General features: G+C 44.6%; 18 protein-coding genes. 3 read left to right on the top strand and 15 right to left on the bottom strand.

All coding sequences use genetic code 11. The features are described 5' to 3' along the window. Positions 1-146: 146 nt before the first annotated feature. The 7 genes from AC07M6_RS18220 to AC07M6_RS18190 all read right to left on the bottom strand — a co-directional run bounded on the left by AC07M6_RS18220 (position 147) and on the right by AC07M6_RS18190 (position 13,085). The gene (locus tag AC07M6_RS18220; RefSeq protein ID WP_494891870.1) at positions 147-4,250 is read right to left on the bottom strand and encodes a hybrid sensor histidine kinase/response regulator; all 4,104 of its coding nucleotides are present in this window, start codon (positions 4,248-4,250) and stop codon (positions 147-149) included. A 283-nt stretch (positions 4,251-4,533) separates the two neighbouring features. Then, positions 4,534-5,544: a family 43 glycosylhydrolase gene (locus AC07M6_RS18215; protein ID WP_494891868.1), complete on the bottom strand. Its 1,011-nt coding sequence runs from the start codon at positions 5,542-5,544 to the stop codon at positions 4,534-4,536. A gap of 72 nt (positions 5,545-5,616) precedes the next feature. Beyond that, positions 5,617-7,425, bottom strand: a complete 1,809-nt coding sequence (locus AC07M6_RS18210; RefSeq protein ID WP_494891866.1) for a RagB/SusD family nutrient uptake outer membrane protein — start codon at positions 7,423-7,425, stop codon at positions 5,617-5,619. Between the two features lie 10 nt (positions 7,426-7,435). Next, positions 7,436-10,759, bottom strand: a complete 3,324-nt coding sequence (locus AC07M6_RS18205; protein ID WP_494891864.1) for a SusC/RagA family TonB-linked outer membrane protein — start codon at positions 10,757-10,759, stop codon at positions 7,436-7,438. A gap of 920 nt (positions 10,760-11,679) precedes the next feature. Next, entirely contained in the window at positions 11,680-12,261 is a 582-nt protein-coding gene (locus AC07M6_RS18200; protein ID WP_494891862.1) for a DNA-3-methyladenine glycosylase I, read from the bottom strand. 73 nt (positions 12,262-12,334) lie between these two features. After that, positions 12,335-12,649, bottom strand: coding sequence for a four helix bundle protein (locus AC07M6_RS18195; protein ID WP_494891860.1), 315 nt, complete (start codon positions 12,647-12,649; stop codon positions 12,335-12,337). Positions 12,650-12,707: 58 nt separating this feature from the next. After that, positions 12,708-13,085, bottom strand: a complete 378-nt coding sequence (locus tag AC07M6_RS18190) for a VOC family protein (protein ID WP_494891858.1) — start codon at positions 13,083-13,085, stop codon at positions 12,708-12,710. A 162-nt stretch (positions 13,086-13,247) separates the two neighbouring features. On the opposite strand from AC07M6_RS18190, the gene AC07M6_RS18185 reads away from it, so the two are divergent. The 3 genes from AC07M6_RS18185 (at position 13,248) to AC07M6_RS18175 (ending at position 14,590) form a co-directional block, all read left to right on the top strand. Further along, the gene (locus tag AC07M6_RS18185; RefSeq protein WP_494891856.1) at positions 13,248-13,589 is read left to right on the top strand and encodes a carboxymuconolactone decarboxylase family protein; all 342 of its coding nucleotides are present in this window, start codon (positions 13,248-13,250) and stop codon (positions 13,587-13,589) included. A 90-nt stretch (positions 13,590-13,679) separates the two neighbouring features. Then, entirely contained in the window at positions 13,680-14,045 is a 366-nt protein-coding gene (locus tag AC07M6_RS18180) for a VOC family protein (protein WP_494891854.1), read from the top strand. Between the two features lie 14 nt (positions 14,046-14,059). Further along, positions 14,060-14,590 carry an STM3941 family protein gene (locus AC07M6_RS18175; protein WP_494891852.1) on the top strand — a complete coding sequence of 177 codons (531 nt, stop codon included), beginning with the start codon at positions 14,060-14,062 and terminating at the stop codon, positions 14,588-14,590. A 2-nt stretch (positions 14,591-14,592) separates the two neighbouring features. Here AC07M6_RS18175 and AC07M6_RS18170 read toward each other — a convergent pair whose 3' ends face one another. From AC07M6_RS18170 to AC07M6_RS18135, 8 genes are all read right to left on the bottom strand, one after another. Further along, the gene (locus AC07M6_RS18170; protein WP_494891850.1) at positions 14,593-14,925 is read right to left on the bottom strand and encodes an MGMT family protein; all 333 of its coding nucleotides are present in this window, start codon (positions 14,923-14,925) and stop codon (positions 14,593-14,595) included. A gap of 2 nt (positions 14,926-14,927) precedes the next feature. Beyond that, positions 14,928-15,578: a tRNA (guanosine(46)-N7)-methyltransferase TrmB gene (gene trmB, locus AC07M6_RS18165; protein WP_494891848.1), complete on the bottom strand. Its 651-nt coding sequence runs from the start codon at positions 15,576-15,578 to the stop codon at positions 14,928-14,930. A gap of 186 nt (positions 15,579-15,764) precedes the next feature. Next, positions 15,765-16,208 (bottom strand): hypothetical protein, encoded by a 444-nt coding sequence (locus tag AC07M6_RS18160; protein ID WP_494891847.1) that lies wholly within the window; start codon positions 16,206-16,208, stop codon positions 15,765-15,767. A 9-nt stretch (positions 16,209-16,217) separates the two neighbouring features. Further along, entirely contained in the window at positions 16,218-16,559 is a 342-nt protein-coding gene (locus AC07M6_RS18155; protein WP_494891845.1) for a hypothetical protein, read from the bottom strand. A 65-nt stretch (positions 16,560-16,624) separates the two neighbouring features. Next, positions 16,625-16,891, bottom strand: a complete 267-nt coding sequence (locus AC07M6_RS18150; protein WP_494891843.1) for a YtxH domain-containing protein — start codon at positions 16,889-16,891, stop codon at positions 16,625-16,627. 137 nt (positions 16,892-17,028) lie between these two features. Continuing rightward, a complete protein-coding gene (locus AC07M6_RS18145) occupies positions 17,029-18,078 on the bottom strand; it encodes an AI-2E family transporter (RefSeq protein WP_494891841.1) in 1,050 nt (349 codons plus the stop codon). A 167-nt stretch (positions 18,079-18,245) separates the two neighbouring features. After that, entirely contained in the window at positions 18,246-18,455 is a 210-nt protein-coding gene (locus AC07M6_RS18140; RefSeq protein ID WP_494891839.1) for a hypothetical protein, read from the bottom strand. A 5-nt stretch (positions 18,456-18,460) separates the two neighbouring features. After that, positions 18,461-19,873, bottom strand: a complete 1,413-nt coding sequence (locus AC07M6_RS18135) for a sigma-54-dependent transcriptional regulator (RefSeq protein WP_494891837.1) — start codon at positions 19,871-19,873, stop codon at positions 18,461-18,463. Positions 19,874-20,001: the final 128 nt, after the last annotated feature.

Below are 20,001 nucleotides of genomic sequence, written 5' to 3'. Positions count from 1 at the left end.
TGAATGCATGCTGAGCAAGGCGAAATTGCCTTTTATCCGAAGAAAACAGAGGTGGTAAACAGGTCAAACAGGGGGTATTATCCTACCCCGTGCATTTTGTAAATGAAATTTTACGCTGACCGGCAATCCCGAAGGAGCTTACCCGGTTAATTTTTATGCCGCTGATTGGCTATGCCCGAACCGAGGTTATGATTTAAGCTGAACGTTTTGCGGTGTTTGCTGATAAACTCGGATGGGTTCATTTTGAAAAGCTTATTAAATTGCTCCCTGAAGTGTTTGATATCCTGAAAACCGATCCTGAAAGCGATCTCTTTGATCTGCATATCGGTTTGGATCATTAGTTCGGCCGCCTTCCGGAGCCTGATATAACGGATAAACTCGCTGCTTGATAATCCGGAGATGGATTTGATCTTGCGGAATAGTTTAGACCGGCTCATACCAATTTCATCGGTGAATGTCTTAATAGAAAATGTTTCGTCTTCTAAATGGTCTTCCACAATTTTGATACACCTGGATAAAAACTCACTAAACTCGGCCGGGATCTTCTGACTGTTATTTTTCAGCGTGATCTCGTTAAGGAAGTAGTTTTTGAGCGTATCCCTGCCCTTAAGCATACTTTTTATCCGGGCCACCAAAAGTTCACTTTCAAAGGGTTTGGTAATATAATCGTCGGCCCCGCATTCGATACCCTTTAACTTGATCTCGGGAGAAGAGCTCCCCGTCAGCAGGATAACCGGAATATGGCTGAACGATGAGGATTCTTTCATCTTCGAGCAAAACTCTACCCCCGATGTACCTTTCATTACCACATCGCAAACAATAATATCAGGATCAACCTTCAGCACGGTATTAAATCCGGTTTCGGTATCGCCGGCTTCGTAAACCACGTATTCATCTTTCAGCAAAGTTTTAATATAGCTGCGCATCTCAAAGTCGTCATCAATCAGCAGTATCACATGCTTTTTATTAACAATGCCGCCCATAATATCACCAACATCGTCATTTGTCGCGGAGGCATCGCCGGGCACCGCGTCCGAAGTATCGGCAACCAGTTCATCCAGCAACAGGGAGCTGGTAACCGGGTACAGATCATGCGCAGGCGCGGCAGGCAACCGGGCCGGATCTAACGCGGGTAATGATATGGTGAATGTGGTTCCTTTGCCCATCTCGCTGATATAGGACAGTTTGCCGTGATGCAGTTCGGCATAGTTTTTTGCCAGGAACAACCCAATCCCGAAACCGCTTTCCTTACTGCCATCATTATCATTTTGAAGCCTGTAAAATTTGTCGAAAAGTTTGTCACCGGTCTCCACAGGGATGCCCTGGCCATTGTCGCTGACGGAGATGGATACAAATTTGCCTTCCTCCCGGATACCGAGACTTACCGTCCCCATTGCGGGGGTATATTTGATGGCGTTTGACAAAAGGTTGAAAAGGATGATCTCCAACTTTTCGCGATCGGCATAAATACTGATCAGATCATTTGAACATTCAAAATTATACTGGATGTTTTTTGCCTTAACCTGGTTATTGAAGCAGTGGAATACCTCGAAACATACTTCCTTCAGGTTAAGCAACGCCGGCTGAAGTTCGGCGATCTCGTTCTCGGATGCCCGGAATAATAACAACTGGTCGACCAGGCTAAGGAGTCTGCGCGAATTTCTGTAAACGGCGCTGATATCGACCAGGTCGAGATTGGTTCCGTTACTGTGCAATAACTCTTTTATGGGATTTACGATGAGTGTCAGCGGCGTCCTTAATTCATGCGAGATATTGGTAAAAAAAGCAATCTTCTTTTCGTTTAACTCCTTCACAAACTTAACCTCCAGTTTTAATTGGGTCTGTTTTTTTTGATAGAACAGGTATCCATAAATGGATGAACAAAGCAGGGTGAAATAAAACAGGTAGGCCCACCAGGTCCGGTACCATGGCGGAAGTACCGTGATATTAATTGTTTTTTCGTTGCTGTTCCAAAATCCTGACGCATTGGTCGATCTGATCTTCAACACGTAGTTACCTTCATCCAAATGCGAATAATTGATCGTCCGCTGATTGCCCACATTATTCCAGCTTTTATCCCTGCCCTTTAAGAAATAGGCATACTGGATCTTTTCAGGAAGTGAATACTCCAACGCTACGTAATCTAAAGAAATGATGGCCTTATCGTACGGGAGGCGGATATGATCGATATGGTAAAAGTTTGCGGCGCCGGGTGTAATTTCACTATTTGCATTTACAGCGATATTTGCAATACGCAAACCGGAAAGCAATAAAGGCGGAAAATCATGAAACTGCCTGATGCTGTCGGGATGAAAAATATTGAACCCTTTAATGCCCCCGAAAAGCAACTCCCCTGTACTGAGATGTGCCGAAGCGTTATAGTAAAACTGGTTTGACTGGAGCCCATCTACCGTATAAAAATTTTCCAGCTTACCGGTAACGGGGTTTAACTTTGATATGCCATTATAGGTGCTTGCCCAAATGTTGCCCTTCCCATCCTCCTCAATATTTAATACTTTGTTATTACACAGGCCCGTTTCTTCGGTATAGTTGGTAAAGCGGCCTGTTTTGGTGTTGTATGAAAATAGCCCCCGGCCATAAGTGCCGATCCACAATAAACCCGACCGGGCTTTATAAACAGCCCTTACAGCCGTTTGCAGATCAATGTTTTTATCAACTCCCTTTTGCTTATCAATATGCATGATCCCGGCAAAGCCGCCGGCCCAAAAGCTATCATCGTTATCGTCTGTTATGGCCAGGATATCTTCCTTAACATCAAAACTAACCGCTTTAAAAACATTCTTTTCCGCATCGTACTTAAATAACCTTTGCGGGCCGGATGCATTAGCACCCCGCAGGCATACCGTCCATATATCTCCTTTATGGTCTTTATAAAGGCGCCATACCGAATGCTTGGTACCGTTATTTTCAAGGGCAATCGTTTCAAACCTTTTTAATTTCGGGTCGTATTTTGAAATGCCACCCCCAAATGTTCCCACCCACATATTATCGTGATTATCCCTTACTATGCTGGGAATCCGGTTAGATGTAATGCTATTGGTTTGGCCCTGGGTGTATACATAGTTGGTAAAAGACCGGGTATTCCGGTTCCAGATACTTAAGCCGCCTCCGTCGGTACCTATCCAAACATTATGATTTGCATCTTCGCAAAAGGAAAAAGTAAAATTATTAACCAGGCTGTTTGCATTAACCGGACTGTGCGTATAGGTTCTGAACTGGTTTTTCTTCTCATCTATTACATCAATCCCCCCTCTGAGCGTGCCTATCCATTTCCTTGATTGCTCATCCTCCATAATCGTAAACAGGGCATCGCTTGAAATATCGCCCGATTTATACTTTCCGTTAACACGATGTGTTTTGCCGCGCAGGCCTTCTACCTGTATCATACCCTCGCCGTTGGTAGCTATCCATAACTGGCCGTTTTTACATAGGATAAGGCCGGAAATATTACACTCATTCAGCGTTTGGTTTTCCAGATCAAATTTGTATGCGCTTTGTGTTTTGGTATCATAATGGAACAGCCCGTGCTTGGTGCCCACCCACAGATCGCCAAAAAAGCCCTGGCAGATGGCCGTAATTGCAGGTATATCTTTGCTCACAACGCTTACCTCACCGCTTTGCAAATTGTACAGGCCCAACCCTAAATTGAGGCCCAACCAAACCTGCTTGCTTTCACCTGTACAAATAGCAGTAACCGAATAACGCGGGGCTGTTTTTGACGACTGCCCAGCCAAAGGCGCCTGGATGGTCTCTGTCAGGCCCGCTTTGCTCACCAGTAACCCGAAGTCGTTAGCGCCTACATACATATTTCCGTCCGGCCCCTTTTGCACGCTGTTAACCCATCCGTCGAACAAGGTCTTTTGCCCGGCCGCGTTTTTATAGGTGATTTTTGAGAATTGAAGGCTTTTGTTGTCCAAAATACCCAGGCCCCGTTGTGTCCCTACCCATATATCGCCCGAATTATCGGAACCGACCGCGTTAATAATATCGTTAGGCAGTGATGTTGAATCGCCAAATTTGTTTCTGAATATTTTAAAGGAATAGCCGTCGTAACGGTTCAATCCGTCTAATGTGCCAAACCACATCAGGCCGAATTTATCTTTATGGATAGAGGTGACCGTATTATTAGATAAGCCGTTTTCAATACCAATATAAGATACCGACTGGCCGTAGCTTAGCGCGCTAAACAATAAAAGGAAAAGTAAAGGTACGCTGTTCCAGTATCTCATTTCTGATGAAATAAATTAAAGATATCCCGCACATCAAAAACTTCATTGCTGTTTTTGATTTTACAGGATAAATATAAATATCCGTTTATTTTAGGTTCTGATTTAAACCCGGTGAGTTTAAGACTTGAATTTATGTTTTTTTATCGTATCGGCAAAATATTTCGGTAGCCGGCTATCAAAATTAAGCCCATTACTGACTGTCCCTGTCTATCTGCCCTTATCAACAAAAAGAGATGAAACCCTGATGGCCTCATCTCTTAAAGATTGTGAAATTTAATGTTGTTTATTGCCCGGGGGCATACTTCCATTCCCCGCTTTTAATATTCAGTTCCCAGGGTTTAGGTTCGGGGAGCCGCAGGTTACCCCCGCCTATTTCCAGAGGCATCCAAAGATACCGGGAGTCCCATTGTGTTTTAGGCTTCCAGATATCTCCCATAAATATGGCCGTTGTAGACCTGTCGCCAACTATCTTAATGATCATGGTTGATTGCGATCCATAAGTATTTGTTTCGGCTGGCGCGATATCTTTAAAAGCCGACCATGGGCCTGCCAATGAGGTAGCCGTGGCATACTTGTTCGGGTTAGCTTTCCAGCCGGTTAATGCCGAGCCTATGGCATAGTACAATCCTTTGTAATGCACAATTGCCCCGCCTTCCATATGCTCCGGGATCAGGCACACTTCTTTTTCGATGCTCAGGTAGTCGTCTGCCAGTTTGGCTATCCTGAAGCCGAAAGGGCGGTCTTCAAATACCAGGTAAGCAGTGCCGTCGTCATCAATAAACTGGCCAATATCACGGCTTTCATGATCCAGCGGCCTGAAACTTTTTAAATAGGTAAAGTTACCGTCGGGTTTATCCGCGATAGCGATACCTACTTTTGCTACCCTATAGGTCTTATTGTCCATGTGGAAATACAGCACGTACTTCCCGGTCTTTTTATTATGATATACCTTGGGCCGTTCCAGGATCCATCCGGGGCCTAAATTTTCGGGGTCTGTCATTTGCACAACGTCGCCTTTAAAAACCCAGTTGGTCAGGTCCTTCGAGGCGTAGCAACTCACATAACGTTTGTTGCTATCCAGTCCTTTTGCCCGCTCTTCGCCGTACCAGAAATAAGTATCCTCAACTTTGATAATTCCTCCGCCATGGGCCTGCACATGATTTCCACGATCATCAGGCCATAATTCACCGGGTTTGATCGCCTTGATCTGAGCGCTTTGCGCGAAGCTTAAATAGGGTAACGCGCATAAGGTTATCCATCGCATCAATAACCGGATGCTAAACTTTATGTTCATGTTTTTATAGCTTTTCAGTTAAGTATATGGAAAGCCCCGGTTGAAGCAAGATCAACCGGGGTTCCAGGAATATTACCAGCCCGGGTTTTGAACAAGGGCAGGATTAAGGGCTATCTGTTGTGTAGGTATTGGATACAGGTAGTTTTTTTCGGCAAAAGACCGCGCTGTATTATCAAGGATCAGTGCGCCGTTGGCATCACGCGCGTTGGTTGGTGCCGGGGCTAATGGGTTCGGGCCGATCTGGGCTTGTGTCCCGACGTATTTTATACCGATTGGCCACTGGCTTACAAAAGCGCTTGCATTACCATAAGCTGTACCGCCGGTGTTGGTTACCAGATCGGTACCGGCACTGTGCCAGCGTTTAATATCATCAAACCTAAACCCTTCGTAATACAGTTCGATAAAACGCTCACGCCTGATCTCTGTACGGAAATCTAACCCGTTAGCACCCACAAAGGCATTGGATAAAGGAGGCATATTTTTATTGACACGCAAACGCACCAGGTTAATAGATTTATTCAGATCAGCGTCGGTAATAGTTCCGTTGCGCTCGTAAACGGCTTCCGCGTAATTCAGCAAAACCTCGGCGTAACGTATTACCGGGTAATCTTCAGATTCCTTGGTATCCGGGCAATTCCTTTCCGTAACCCATTTTTGGTTGCCGTAACCACCTATCTGGGTAATTTTCCCTAAGGAGTTGGCATTATCCGCAGCATCATTGATCCAGGTAACGCGGTAGTTAATATTGCCGTACCAGTAGTACATGTTCATTATTTTGGTGGTGTACTTTAACCGGTTATCGCGGTTGGCAAATTCCGACCCATAGGTTTGAAAGCCCTGAAACTGCGGCGACTTTTCGATAGGCAAACCATCCTGGCATAAAAACGCGTTAATGAACTTATGCTGCGGCCCTATCTGTGTACCCTGGCGGCTGATATTAGTCCCGATGGTTTTAAGCACATCATCATAACGGTAGGCTAAAATGTATTCGTGATTGGCCGTCTTGGTTACCCCCGCCGGGTTGGATTTAGGGTTCTCCAGGATAAACAGGTATTTTTGCGCGGAGTCGCCCAAAACAGTACTATTGCCACCCAATGCATTAGATGCGGCGGTACCAAATAACGCGTACTGATTGCTGGTGATCACCGCGTTTGATGCGGCTGTCGATTTATCCAGCAAAGCATTATAACGTGTTGCATCCCCGCTCCTGAATTTAAGCCAGGTACCTTCATACAAGGTTACGCGGCCTAAAAAGGCTTGCGCAGCCGTGCGGCTAACGCGGCCGAAATCGGCAGATGAAGCTGCAATGGTAGCCGGTAAACCAGGTATCGCTGCTTCCAGATCGGCAATGATCTGGTCTGCTATCGCATCCCGGCTTGCCCTGGCGCCATACAGTTCGGGCGAATTCAGATCAAGCGTTTTAGTAATTAAAGGTACGCCGCCGTAAAGCTGCAATAATTCAAAGTAGCAATAAGCCCTGAAAAATCTGGCTTCGGCAACGTATTGCGCAATACCGGCCTGATCAGCAAAGCCGTCCGCTTTTTCTAACAGGTAGTTACAGTTGCGGATATTAGCGTAATTGTTGGTCCAGTTACCGTCGGTAGCGGGTACAGTATTGGTTCCGGCACCGAAAGCGCCGCCGCCGCCAAACACATCGGCCCTGCCGTCATAATGCGCATTATCTGCAAATGAATTGCCAAAATTGTGCAGATAACCATAATACTGATTGGCAAATGTTTTAAAATCAGTTGGTTTTGTCCAGTACGCAGCATCAGAAAGTGTATCCTGCGGCTTTAGGTTCGTAATTTTATTGCACCCAAACTGTGTCAGCAAAAGCGCAGCAGTAAGGTAACATAAAAACTTGTTGTTGATATTTTTCATGTCCGTTTAATTAAAAAGTGATGTTTGCGCCAAGGGTCAGGTAACGATAAAAAGGGTAGCGCTCATTGCCCTGTGTGGTCCGGGTAACTTCCGGGTCCCAGGCATCATGGATCCCGCTGATCTCCCACAGATCACTTCCGGAAATGTAAACCCTTAAGCCACTGATAACCCCGCTTTTTTGTAAAAGCGATTTTGGCAGGGTATAACCCAATACCACATTTTTCAGGCGTACATACGCGCCATTTTCAACAGACCAGGTAGAAGCCTGGTAGTTATAACCATTAATACCGTTGGTATGCAGGTTAGGATAATAAGCATCCGTATTATCCGGCGACCAGGTTTTACCTATCCAGGCAGTAGTTTGGGCCTGGCCAAGTGCGGTATAAGGTGTACGCCAGTTATTGGCACTGCCGTTGGCGCGGAATATTGTTCTTTTGCCCACGCCCTGAAAAATGCTGTAAAAATCAAACCCTTTCCATTGCAGACCAATGTTAAGGCCGAACGTAAAACGGGGTATATCGCTGCCCAGGTACACCAGGTCGCCCATATCCGAGGTTGATGTTCCTGTGGTCAGCTTGCCGTCGCCGTTCACATCGGCAAACATGTTATCGCCCGGGCGCAGGCCCGAAAATTGGCCGGGAAGATTGGTAAGCGCGCTGGCAATCGGTAGCCCGATGGTGTTCACCACGCCTCCGGGATTATAATACTTGTTATAGGCATCTAACTGGTCCTGGGTTTGTATCCGGCCGGCATACTTCAACCCGAAATAAGACCCCAGCGGATAACCTTCTACAGCGCCGTTGTAACCCGCGCCAAGCAATGGTGTACCGTTATAATAAATCAGTTTATTTTGGCTGTTGGTAATATTGCCCGATACGGTATAATTTACTTTACCGATACGGTCTTTCCAGGTTACAATACCCTCCCATCCCCATGTTTTTAGTTTCCCGTTGTTAGACTGCGGCGCACCCGAGCCCAATACCCCCGGGTAGGTTACACCGATTAACATGTTATCGTTAAAATTCCTGAACATTTCAAACGAACCTGTTAAATGGCCTTTTAAAACGCCAAAATCTAATCCCAGGTTGGTTTTTTTAACCGTTTCCCAGGTCCTGTCCAATGATACCAGGGACCCTGATGTCCGTACCTGTGTAGCAATGCTTGAACCCAGTAAGGTGTTGCTGCTGCTGGCGCCTAATTGTTGTATATAATCATACAAACCTATCCCGGCCTGATTACCGGTTGTACCATAAGAGGCACGCAGTTTCAGCTCATCAAAAATGTTTAGCTTTTTCACAAAAGATTCTTCGGAAATACGCCATCCTAATAATAACGCGCCAAACGCCTTCCATCTTTTATAATCGATAAATTTAGACGAGCCATCGTACCTGCCGGTAGCTTCTAAAAGATATTTCCGGTCGAAAGCGTAGGTAAGCCTGCTAAAATATGAACCTAAAGCGTAATGGTTCCGCACCTCGTCATTTACTACAAAACCGCCTGTTCCGCTTGATAATCCTCCGCCTAATGACGGGATATCTTCGCTACCCAGGTTATAGGTGCGGGAGTTGGTCATATCATACTCATCTCTTTCGTACGAGCTACCGATCATCATCGTTACATCGTGATGTTTGGCGAAGGTATTGGCATAGGTTACCCTGGCAATCAGGTTATAGTATGGATCACTGATATTCTGACGGAAATAATTGGCATTACCTGTAGTATTTCCGGCTGTCCCGATGCTTGGTGTGGTAGAGATCAGGTACTTATCATCATAAGAATAAAACTGGATCGACTTGGCCTGCACCCTATCATCCTGAAACCATACATTATAGCCGGCTGTTCCCGAAAAGGTGAGGTGCTTTAAAAAGTTATAGGTTAGCGTTGTGTTAAGCAATGCGCGGGTATTATACTCCAGGTTGTCGCCACCGTCCCTCAACTGTCCCGGCGGACTGATAACGCCACCCCATTGGTACGGGCGACCGGATTGTGTAAACGCCGGTATGCCCGGTTGAAAACCGTTACCTAACGCACTATAACTGCCTGTAGTGTACAACGTAGGCTGCTGGATATCATTTTTTTCCAGCGATACATTGGTTTCCAGGCTCACTTTATCGCTAAACTTATATCCGTTATTAAACCTGAGGTTATAACGCTGGTTGCCATTATTGCCAAACTTTAGCTGGCTGCCGTCCCTAAGATAGCCTAATGATACTCGGTAAGTATTTTTCTCGCTCCCGCCCGAAAAATTCAGGTTATGCTGGGTAGATGTAGCCCTGCCCCAAAGCACATCCGACATCCTGGTATCAGTAAAGTCAAGTTCCTTTACATCGCCGAATACCGGAACAGGAACGCCGTTGTAGAACAGGCCCGCGGTTATTGCCGAGCCGTTGTATCCGGGAATTTGTGATGCTAAAACAACGGTGCCATTATTAGCCAGCGCAAAGTTGGCCATCTGATACCAAAGGTCGGTGGAAGGTACCACGCCGTAGTTATCGTTTATTTTTGCCTCTTTAAGGCCATTAGCCCATTGCTCTACATTGGTCATGTTTGGCTGCAGCCCGATCAGTTTTTCGGATACGGTTGGGCTGTACTGAACCTGCATTTTACCGCTTTTGCCTTTTTTGGTACTAACCAATACTACGCCATAAGCTGCACGCGCACCGTATATAGATGCCGATGCGTCTTTTAAAACAGATATGCTTTCAATATCATCAGGGTTGATGGAGTTCAGTTCATTATTGTTGTTTATGGCAACCCCATCCAAAATCACAAGCGGGTCCTGGTTATTAACCGATGTTGCACCTCTAATCTGGAAATTCCAGTTCTCCCTTCCGGGCTGTGCCGAGGTTCTGGTTACAACAACGCCTGGGATTTGGCCCTGTAAGTTGGCAATAGGATTGTTGGTTGGGCCCCGGTCTTCAAACACCTTTGATGTAACAGTAGCGATGGCGCCGGTTACGGTCGCCTTTTTTTGCGTTCCGTAAGCAACTACAACCACCTCATTTAACCCGTTATTATCTGCGGAGAGTTTAACCAGCATGGGCTTTGTAAAATCGGCGTTAAGCGTAACCGCTGTATAGCCTATGCTTTTAAACTGCAGCTTTCCGTTAGGCGGAACATTGAGCGTAAATTTCCCGTCAACATCAGCTGCAATACCGGTGCTTGTTCCAACGATGGTAACCGTGGCCCCGATTAAAGCCTCGCCGGTTGTGGCGTCAACAACTTTCCCGCTGACCGGCTTGTTCTGAGCCAGGGCGGCAAAAGAAAAGAAACAAAAGGCTATTAATGAAAGCGCCCGGTTTCTCCTTTTAATTAAAAAAGTACAAATTCCCATAATTAATAAATTTTAATAAATAATTGGTTCAATTGTCACTGCCGAAAAATTGGTCTGATCGGGAACAATTATGATTTCAAAAGTAGCTGGTACTTGTATTTTCTAAAGGGGTGCAATGGGTCAAATAACGGGGGAATATTTGCTAAAATGCACCAAAAGAACACTTTTTTGCTAAAAATATTTATTTCCCGGAATATATTCTTTACCAATAATAATAAGTGTAATATAAGCAGGGTGGTTAAAAGGGTAATAAGGCAGGAACGCAAATTTTACCAAACGTTCCGATGGAACGTAGGTGATATATATTCATTACTACTACCCACCAAACATCCCTCCGGGATGACAGTATAGCCGTTCTGTAGGAACGACTGGTTGGTAGCAAGCAGATAACGATTTATTTCGTTCCATCGGAACGGTTCGTGATCGTCTGTCTTTTTGATGGCTATTACTCATTAAAAGGGTGCTTTGTTCCATAATTTGGAAGACGAAGGGTTTAACCGCCGGAAGTGGATGATATAGCTATTTTTTAGTTGCTTAAACTAAAAATGTATATGATAAGAAACAGCAACAGATATGCGATAACCAGCAACAGGTATATAACAAACAATAAAAGGTATGGTATTTTCTTCACCGAATAGCAGTACTTCACCGGACTGATATAGGCAGACCCGCGGTTAAAAATTGATTGTTTAGTGTTAATTGCTCTAAAGTACCGCTTAAAGCAAAAGACGTGGAGGGGCAAACAGGTCAAATAAAGGGGAAAATGCTTTGTACTTAAAAGCAAAGACAGGCATTATGGAAATAAATCACCTGAAATGGGCAATAAAAATTCATGAACCATAATTTTAATCACGGTTACGGGGTGGCAAATATGGCTAATGGCCGGGTCGGCCCCGTTTGTATTACCGGCCGACATACGTCTATCTAAAATCGCAATCTGCTAAGTGGTCATTCACCATGCCGGTGGCCTGCATATGGGCATAACAGATTGTAGTGCCGAAAAACTTAAACCCTCGCTTTTTCATGTCCTTGCTAATCGCGTCCGACACTTCGGTAGCCGCCGGGATGCCGCCGGGTTGGGGTTTATTGTCAACTGGTTTGCCGCCGGGCATAAAGCCGTATAAGTAATCGTTAAACGATCCAAACTCCTTTTGAATCCCGATAAACAGTTTGGCATTGTTAATGGCCGCTAAAACTTTCAGCCGGTTACGAATGATCCCCGCATCCTGCATCAGCCGTTCCACATCGGTCTCGTCAAAAGCGGCAACCTTGTGCACATCAAAATCGGCGAAAGCTTGGCGATAACCCTCGCGCCGACGCAAAATAGTGATCCAGCTTAAGCCCGCCTGTGCCGATTCCAATACCAGGAACTCGAACAGGATTTTATCATCATGTACGGGTTTGCCCCACTCCTTGTCATGGTATTCCATGTAGAGCGGATCGGTACCGCACCATGAACAACGTTTTAAGTCTTGAGTCTGAAGTCTTGAGTCTGAAGTCATTTTAGTTTTTAGTTTAAGTCTGAACCTTATTGAAACTTATCCGGATTATTAATCATGTAAATCAACAAATAGGTTACTTCCTCACTTTTTTATTTAAATCATTATACAGTTCCCGTGTGATATAATTGCAAGCTAAGGAAGCATCAAGCCACGCCTGCGTTTCTCCGTTTTCCATATCGGCATCTGTTAATTTGCTTATAAAATGATTAGGATATCTCCGCTTTTTATATGCTTCCGCGATGCTCGCAAAAACAGATCTTGATGAGCGCCTAATTTGATCTATTAAGCTATATGTTTCCTCTTTAGGAAACTTCTTGGTCAATTCAAATATTTCCATTGAAAGCCCAAATGCTTTTTTATAGGCGATCAAATCCCGAAACTTCCCCATTTTTTAAATACTTGCTTTTCTACTTCAGACTTAAGACTAACGACTTTGAACTTAAGACTTATTCATGCTGAGCAAAAGTTAAAACGTAGCCATTATTATCTAATATCGAAAACTCCGTTGCGCCGTAAAATGTAGTTTCCAGCCCTTTCAATACTGTTACTTTACCTTCCAATTCATCAAAAAATGAGCGGATGTTTTTCACATTGATGTAAAGCAGTAACGACCCGCCCTTACCGCGCGATATTTCGGGCAGATCATCGGCCAAACTTTCAAACGTTTGGAACATCATGGTTACGCTGCCATCGGTCATCATGGCCCAAACTAAATCGTCGCCTTCTTCGGGCACAGACATGGTTATTTTAAAACCTAATAACTGGTAGAAAGCCACAGTAGCTTTCATATCGTTAGTGAAAATGTTTGGTGACAGGGATTCCATAAGCTAATGATTGAATTAGTGAATGATTGCATTATCGATTAGCAATTGCTAATATTTTTCGCAATTTAAATATTGATATCCGTTTTACATAATTTTTTGAAGAAAATTGTACAAGGTTAATTCAATAATTCAGACCTTCAAGCATTCAATAATTAAATATCCATGGGAGAATTAATAGACAATTTTGAAAGCTACCGTACCCGGATGAACGACCGGATTATGGAAACAGCCAATACCAATATCAAGCGCTTCTTCGCGCTGGATACCACCACCTATGCCGATGGCGCGCTGGATGTAAAAACAAAGGAAATGCTGGGCCTGGTGGCATCCATGGTATTACGCTGCGACGATTGTATTAAATACCACCTGGGCAAATGCCACGAAGCCGGCGTAAAGCATGATGAAATGAACGAAGTATTTATGATAGCCAATCTGGTGGGCGGCTCTATCGTGATCCCGCATTACCGCCGCGCGGTGGAGTATTGGGACGAGTTAAACAGTTAAATGTGCGGATGCGGGGATATGCAAATATGCAGATGAAGCTGCGCATTCCTCCATTTGCACATCTGCATATATGCATATTTGCACATCAAAATGATCAGTTTTAAAAGAATAGACCATATCCACGTTTGTGTTCCCGAAGAGCGGCTGGAGGAAGCACGTGCTTTTTATGCCGGTATCATTGGTTTGACCGAAACTTACCGGCCCGATGTTTTTGGCCGGCCGGGGCATTGGTTTAATATTTGCGGCATCCAACTGCATATTGGTGTGGAAGAGCCATTGCCCCGCAGCATCCGCCACAGCGCGTTTGAGGTGGCTGATGTAAAAGCGGCCAAAGCCTACCTGGAAAGTAAGGGTGTGGAAATTGTTTGGGAGCCGGTTATCCCCGGCAGGGAACGGTTTGCCTTTATTGATCCGTTTGGCAACCGGATGGAATTATTGGAGTATGATCAAAATTAAATAGACTTATCAATATGGAAACTATAATGATCCCTTTAAGTAAACGTAAACTGCTTATGCTGTTAGTGGGTTCGGTTTTATTTGTTGTGGCAGGCGTGTTTTTCTTGATTAAACCTACCACATTTTTAAACCCCTTAATGCAAAATACACGGTTCATTGCTATTATTGGAAGCGCGGCTATCCTGTTTTTTGGCTTTTGTGCCGTATTCGCCGCTAAAAAAATGTTTGATGACCGGCCAGGATTGATTATTGATCAGCTGGGGATAACAGATAATTCGAGCGCCGTAAGCGGCGGGTTGATACCCTGGAATGAAATTGACGGGATTAGTACAGCACAGGTTCAAAGTCAGCGGTTTATCCTGTTAATGGTATCCGATCCGGAGAAATATATTGCCGCACAGCAGGGGAGTTTTAAACGGCGCATGATGAAAATCAATTACCGCATGTATAACACACCAATATGTATTAACGCAAATGGCTTACAAACCAATTTTCATGAATTGTATAATTTAATAACGACGCAATTCCAAAAGCACCGGAAGTAAAATCACAAAGCCAGCTCTATAGCCGGGTCCCAAAACAAGGTTTTAAAATCAACCACTTGATCATCTTCCACTTTTACGCCTTCACTTTCCAGCATTTGCTGCATGGTATCGCCGCCGAAGTGGAATTTACCGGTTAACAAACCCTGCCGGTTCACCACCCTGTGTGCGGGCACCTGCGGATGCACTTTGCCGGCATCATTCATAGCGTAACCCACCATGCGTGATGACCCTTTAGTACCAAGGTAACTTGCAATAGCTCCGTATGATGTAACCCGCCCTTTGGGGATAAGCCTTACCACCTGGTAAACCTGGTCATAAAAATCGGCACGCTCCATTATTACTCAAATGAAAACTTAAGATAGTTAATATTCTTATTATCCTTCAGGTACTTTTTCTCGTAATAGGTTTTAATGGAAAGCACCTCGTCGGCGTGTTCCGAGTGGTAAAGGTCTTCGGTACGTATATGCAGCGGAAGGCCCAGTTCGGTAATTTTATCGGCAGTATATTGGTGCAGGCCGTCGTTATCGGTTTTCAGGTGAACGCTGCCGCCCGGCTTAAGCAAGGGGTGATACATCACCAAAAAACGGGACGATGTTAACCGCTTTTTCTCGCGGCTAAGTTGTGGCTGCGGGTCGGGGAAAGTGATCCAGATTTCGTCTATCTCGCCCGGGCCAAAGTAATCCAGCAGGTTCTCTATCTGGATGCGCAGGAAACCCACGTTGTGGATGCCTTCTTCAATAGCGGTTTTGGCGCCGCGCCAAATGCGGTTGCCTTTATAATCAACGCCAATAAAGTTTTTATCGGGGAAAAGCCGGGCAAGGTTTACGGTGTATTCGCCTTTACCGCAGGCCAGCTCCAGCACTACAGGGTTGGTATTGGCAAAAAAGCCGTTGGCCCAGTTACCCTGAAAGGGTTTACCGGCATCCATCTGTACCACATTTTTAAAAGTATTGATCTCGGCAAAACGCCTTAACTTATCTTTTCCCACAAGCAAGTATTAAAAAGCAAAGGTAAGGTTTATGTTAAAACGCAGGAAAGGGAATGTTGATTTTTTGTAAATCAAGTTTATATCCCCACTGTTTGTGTTTTCATAAACAGCTTGCATAGTGATTACTTGTTTGCGGGGGCACAAGTAAAGGTAAAAATCAGGTGAATCTTTAAATAAAATCACAGTCTACATGGGCGGTACACCAAAGCCCTGCAAGTTTTTAGGGTGCACGGGTTTGTCTTTTTTGCCTCCGCCAATTTTACTGAACAGCGCTTTAGCCTTATCCCAGATACTGCTAACCGAATCTTCGCTGATATAGTGCGATGCTTTTTGCGATACCAGCCCCACAAGGGTTTTTACAATAAAGTTAGAATTCCGGAACAGTGTTTTATTTAATGCCAGCGGCAAAATTATACGCGAAAGCAGGCCAAAATAATCCTGGTCAAGTACGCCGCTGTCTTTTATGGTATGAGTTGCGGTTGACTTTGGGAACAGCGAGAACGCGGTAGAAAACACAGCCGACGGACTACTGAAACGCTCGCCAATAGCTGCTTTTTGTTGTTGATGCAACTCTTTAAGCCGTGCAATCTCGCCTTGTAAATCATCAATATTTCTGATATGCCGATCCATCACGTTTTTTTATTTAAAAAGTTTTTTAAGCAGTGCATTAACAATTGGGCGTTCGAGGCTTTTGCGGAATACCATTACAAAAATAATGACAATGATATACACCAATGCTACACACCCAAAGCCTTGCCAGTACGAGTTAAATACCGTTGCCAGGTATAAGGCAAGTGTAATACTTGCAAACAATAAGGTAACCGATAACCCGAGTATAATAAAAGCATCGGTTATCATGCCGGCAAATACCGATGTACCGCTTTCAATAGCCCGTAAGCGGGCCAGCTTTAAATAGGTTTCCAGGTATTCTTTAAGCTGGTCAATAATAGGCGGTTGGTCCTTCTTGTCTTTGTCTTCCATGCAGGTGTATGTTTATAAATATCCCGTTGCCAGCCTTAGCCAACAACGGGACATGATATCTATATTCAGGCGTGTTCCAGGTCGTCCTGATATTCTTCTTCGGCGCCTTTTACTTTGCTTTTAATGCTGTCAACAATTTTGTCTTTAAACCCAACCAGGTTGTCAATTTCGGCCGCGGCTGTTTCTTTAATAGAATCGCCCAGGTTTTTTAATGATTCGCTGAGTTTATCACGGGTTTCGGTGCCCTTATCGGGGGCAAATAAAATACCTAACGCTGCTCCTGCCGCTAATCCTGCCAGCAATGCTACAACTACCTTTGTGTTATCATTCATAGTATTATAATTTTTAAGTTGAACAATTGTTTTTTTTATCGACTAATTTTTATCAAAAATCTATTTTTTATATTTCCTTAACGTTATCCCGCCCGTCAAATTATCATTTATGGCTGTCTTATTACAATTATCGCTTTTTAATTTGAAATATCAGGGCCTGTTTTTATCCGTTCAAGCCGGTCGGCAGCCAGGCGGTTGGTTTCGTATATTTCTACCAGCAGTAAAAAGTACGATAACAGCACGGGGCCAAAAACCAGCCCTAATATACCAAACAAAGGGATACCAATAAACACCCCGATAATAGATATAATGGGATGCGTGTTGGCAATACGCTTATTAATGATCATACGCAGTACATTATCTACATTGCCTATAAACAGTAAGCCATAGGCCATCAACAAAATCCCTTTTAAAGTATGCCCGTTTATGATGATGATAATAGCTGCCGGGATACATAAGGTTGGTGCGCCCACAACCGGCAAAAACGAAATAAACGCCCCTATAACCCCCCAAAATATAGGATCGGGGATGCCAAATACCAGGAAACCGTTGGCCAGCAATATGCCTTGTACAACAGAGATAATACCCTGCCCCAGTACGTTGGAGTAAGTAGCATTACGCAAGGCTACAGCAAACTTAAGGGCGTGCTGCTCGCGAAAGGGCGCGAAGCGCAGTAAGCCGGTCTCAAACTCGCGCATTTGCACAAACATAAAGTACAGTAAAAAATACATTACCAGCAGGGTAATAATAATACTGGCCGCGCTGCTGAGTATAGACGGAAACAAATCGGTAGCCAGGCTGCCTATTTTGAGCATGATACTATCGGCCAGGTGGGGTTGTTTAAAGTTCGATCCGGCAAAACTGTCCAGCTTGCCCAGCCATTGTTCAATAGGGAAAGTGTTACGGTTGAGGGTTGATATCTTATCGATCATCATAAAGCTGAGCGTAAGAAAGGGGATCACCACTACAATAACGGATATCAGGATAATGATAACCGCTACTAATGATTTATTCCATCTTTTACCCTCGACCAGGTAAAGGTAAAAAGGCCGGAAAATAGTGTATAAAACAATAGCGCCCAGAATAGAGCTAAACAGGTCGCTCAGTGCGTAAAACAATAAACATCCCAGCAAAATAATGCTGATCAGGGTAATATTATTACGCTGTTTATAACTAAAAATAGACATTAATGGCTTTGTAAAATTTTTCTATACCATCTAAACAAAAAAAGGCATAAAAGGTTGGGGGAAAGTCGGAAAAGTCCGCATAAGTCGGAAAGTCCGAAAGATTGAGCAGGGAGCTGGCTCTAATAGTTCACTTCCGGACTTTCCGACTTCCGGTCTTCCGGACTATCTTACGACTCCGCCTCGTTCAGAAAGTTGTTGATATTACCGCAACCGTTGCTGATGGAATCCATATAGTATTTCCAGTCGGGCGGCGCGTCATTTAGCTCGTAGCGCAACTGCTCCAGGCACAGTATCATCCCCGAAAGCTCGTTTTTAATATCGTGCTTTAAATTACGCAATACCTCTATATCAACGGTTTTATTTTCGCCCGGTTCCATCTCTATTACTTGCCTAAATTAATGGCCTTCATTTTATTATAAAGTGTTTTACGGTCTATCTGTAAAATTTCGGCGGCTTTGGTTTTGTTAAAGTTCACCTCGCGCAGCACTCTTAAAATGGTATCGTATTCGGCTTCAAGCGCCGCGTTCTTCAAATCGTGCTTAGGCTCTTTGGCGGCCGGCACATCATTTTGGTGATTTGTAGCGGCCGGTTCGGGCGGGGTATACTTAGCGTTGATGGATATCTCCAGCGGCAGGGCTTTCATTTGCACAATATCGCCTTCGGTTAACAGGGTGGCGCGGCGTACCACGTTCTTTAACTCGCGGATATTGCCCGGCCAGCGATAGCTTAAAAAGCATTCTTCTACCTCGGGAGCAAAGCCGCTTACACTACGGCCCAGCTCGTTATTAGCCATTTTTAAAAAGTGATTGGCCAGCAGCATAATATCGGCGCCACGCTCGCGCAGGGCTGGCATATAAATGCCAAACTCGTTAAAGCGGTGGAAAAGGTCCTCGCGAAAACGACCTTTCTGGATCCCCTCCTGCAGGTTCTCGTTAGTGGCTACAATAATGCGCACATCCAGGTCTATCTCTTTAGTGCTGCCTATGCGTTTTACCTTGCGTTCCTGTACGGTGCGCAGCAGGGCAGCCTGTATATCGTATGATAAATTACCTACTTCATCTAAAAACAAAGTACCGCCGTTGGCCATTTCAAAGTGACCTATTTTGGTATAAAGCGCGCCGGTGAACGAGCCTTTTTCGTGCCCGAAAAATTCGCTTTGGGCCAGCTCTTTGGTCAGCGAGCCGCAGTCCATGGCTATAAAAGGCTGATCGTGCCGGGGGCTGCTTAAATGGATGCTTTTAGCAACCGATTCTTTACCGGTGCCGCTTTCGCCCATAATAATCACACTGTAATTAGTGGGGGCAACCAGCTCTATTTGTCGCAGCAACTCCTTGGAAACCCGCGATTGACCGGCTACAAACTCGGCTGATAATACCTGCTTTTTATTTGATTTTGGTGCCGATGCAGCAATGGGCTCGTCCTCCAGCAGGGCATGGCGGGTTTCAATAGCCTTGGTAATGGTATTCAGGATCTCGTCGGGGTACAACGGTTTGGTAATATAATCATAAGCCCCCATCTTAATCAGTTCTACCGCCATCTTGATATCCGAATAACCGGTAATAATGATCACCCCCGTTTTTGGATAGTTTGTTTTAATGTTGATGAGCATCTGGCGGCCATCGGTATCCTCCAGCCTGAAATCGCAAAGCACCAGATCAAACTCCCCGTTTTTAAGGTGCTCCATAGCGTTGGCGCCGTTGTTAGCGGTAGTTACGTCAAAATTGTTGCGCGTTAAAAATTTGGATAGTAATAACCCAACATTAACTTCATCATCAACGATGAGTATTCTTTTCATAGTATCGGCTGTATTTCCAGGTGTGAAATGTATCAAGGGTCAAGATAGTACAAATTTGACAAATATTCTTTTCATAAGCAACGCGTGCCGGAAATCTATTTAATACTATCAATCGGTTTATCTTTGTT

This window comes from Mucilaginibacter sp. GW821-FHT07H05 (genome assembly GCF_059418485.1).
Note: the sequence above shows the minus strand (reverse complement) of the source record. Positions and strands in the feature narration are given on the sequence as shown.

Excerpts from the sequence above, each read along its gene's own strand:
- AC07M6_RS18220 (WP_494891870.1), bottom strand. The coding sequence starts at position 4,250 with ATGAGATACTGGAACAGCGTACCTTTACTTTTCCTTTTATTGTTTAGC.
- AC07M6_RS18215 (WP_494891868.1), bottom strand. The coding sequence starts at position 5,544 with ATGAACATAAAGTTTAGCATCCGGTTATTGATGCGATGGATAACCTTA.
- AC07M6_RS18210 (WP_494891866.1), bottom strand. The coding sequence starts at position 7,425 with ATGAAAAATATCAACAACAAGTTTTTATGTTACCTTACTGCTGCGCTT.
- AC07M6_RS18205 (WP_494891864.1), bottom strand. The coding sequence starts at position 10,759 with ATGGGAATTTGTACTTTTTTAATTAAAAGGAGAAACCGGGCGCTTTCA.
- AC07M6_RS18200 (WP_494891862.1), bottom strand. The coding sequence starts at position 12,261 with ATGACTTCAGACTCAAGACTTCAGACTCAAGACTTAAAACGTTGTTCA.
- AC07M6_RS18195 (WP_494891860.1), bottom strand. The coding sequence starts at position 12,649 with ATGGGGAAGTTTCGGGATTTGATCGCCTATAAAAAAGCATTTGGGCTT.
- AC07M6_RS18190 (WP_494891858.1), bottom strand. The coding sequence starts at position 13,085 with ATGGAATCCCTGTCACCAAACATTTTCACTAACGATATGAAAGCTACT.
- AC07M6_RS18185 (WP_494891856.1), top strand. The coding sequence starts at position 13,248 with ATGGGAGAATTAATAGACAATTTTGAAAGCTACCGTACCCGGATGAAC.
- AC07M6_RS18180 (WP_494891854.1), top strand. The coding sequence starts at position 13,680 with ATGATCAGTTTTAAAAGAATAGACCATATCCACGTTTGTGTTCCCGAA.
- AC07M6_RS18175 (WP_494891852.1), top strand. The coding sequence starts at position 14,060 with ATGGAAACTATAATGATCCCTTTAAGTAAACGTAAACTGCTTATGCTG.
- AC07M6_RS18170 (WP_494891850.1), bottom strand. The coding sequence starts at position 14,925 with ATGGAGCGTGCCGATTTTTATGACCAGGTTTACCAGGTGGTAAGGCTT.
- AC07M6_RS18160 (WP_494891847.1), bottom strand. The coding sequence starts at position 16,208 with ATGGATCGGCATATCAGAAATATTGATGATTTACAAGGCGAGATTGCA.
- AC07M6_RS18155 (WP_494891845.1), bottom strand. The coding sequence starts at position 16,559 with ATGGAAGACAAAGACAAGAAGGACCAACCGCCTATTATTGACCAGCTT.
- AC07M6_RS18150 (WP_494891843.1), bottom strand. The coding sequence starts at position 16,891 with ATGAATGATAACACAAAGGTAGTTGTAGCATTGCTGGCAGGATTAGCG.
- AC07M6_RS18145 (WP_494891841.1), bottom strand. The coding sequence starts at position 18,078 with ATGTCTATTTTTAGTTATAAACAGCGTAATAATATTACCCTGATCAGC.
- AC07M6_RS18140 (WP_494891839.1), bottom strand. The coding sequence starts at position 18,455 with ATGGAACCGGGCGAAAATAAAACCGTTGATATAGAGGTATTGCGTAAT.
- AC07M6_RS18135 (WP_494891837.1), bottom strand. The coding sequence starts at position 19,873 with ATGAAAAGAATACTCATCGTTGATGATGAAGTTAATGTTGGGTTATTA.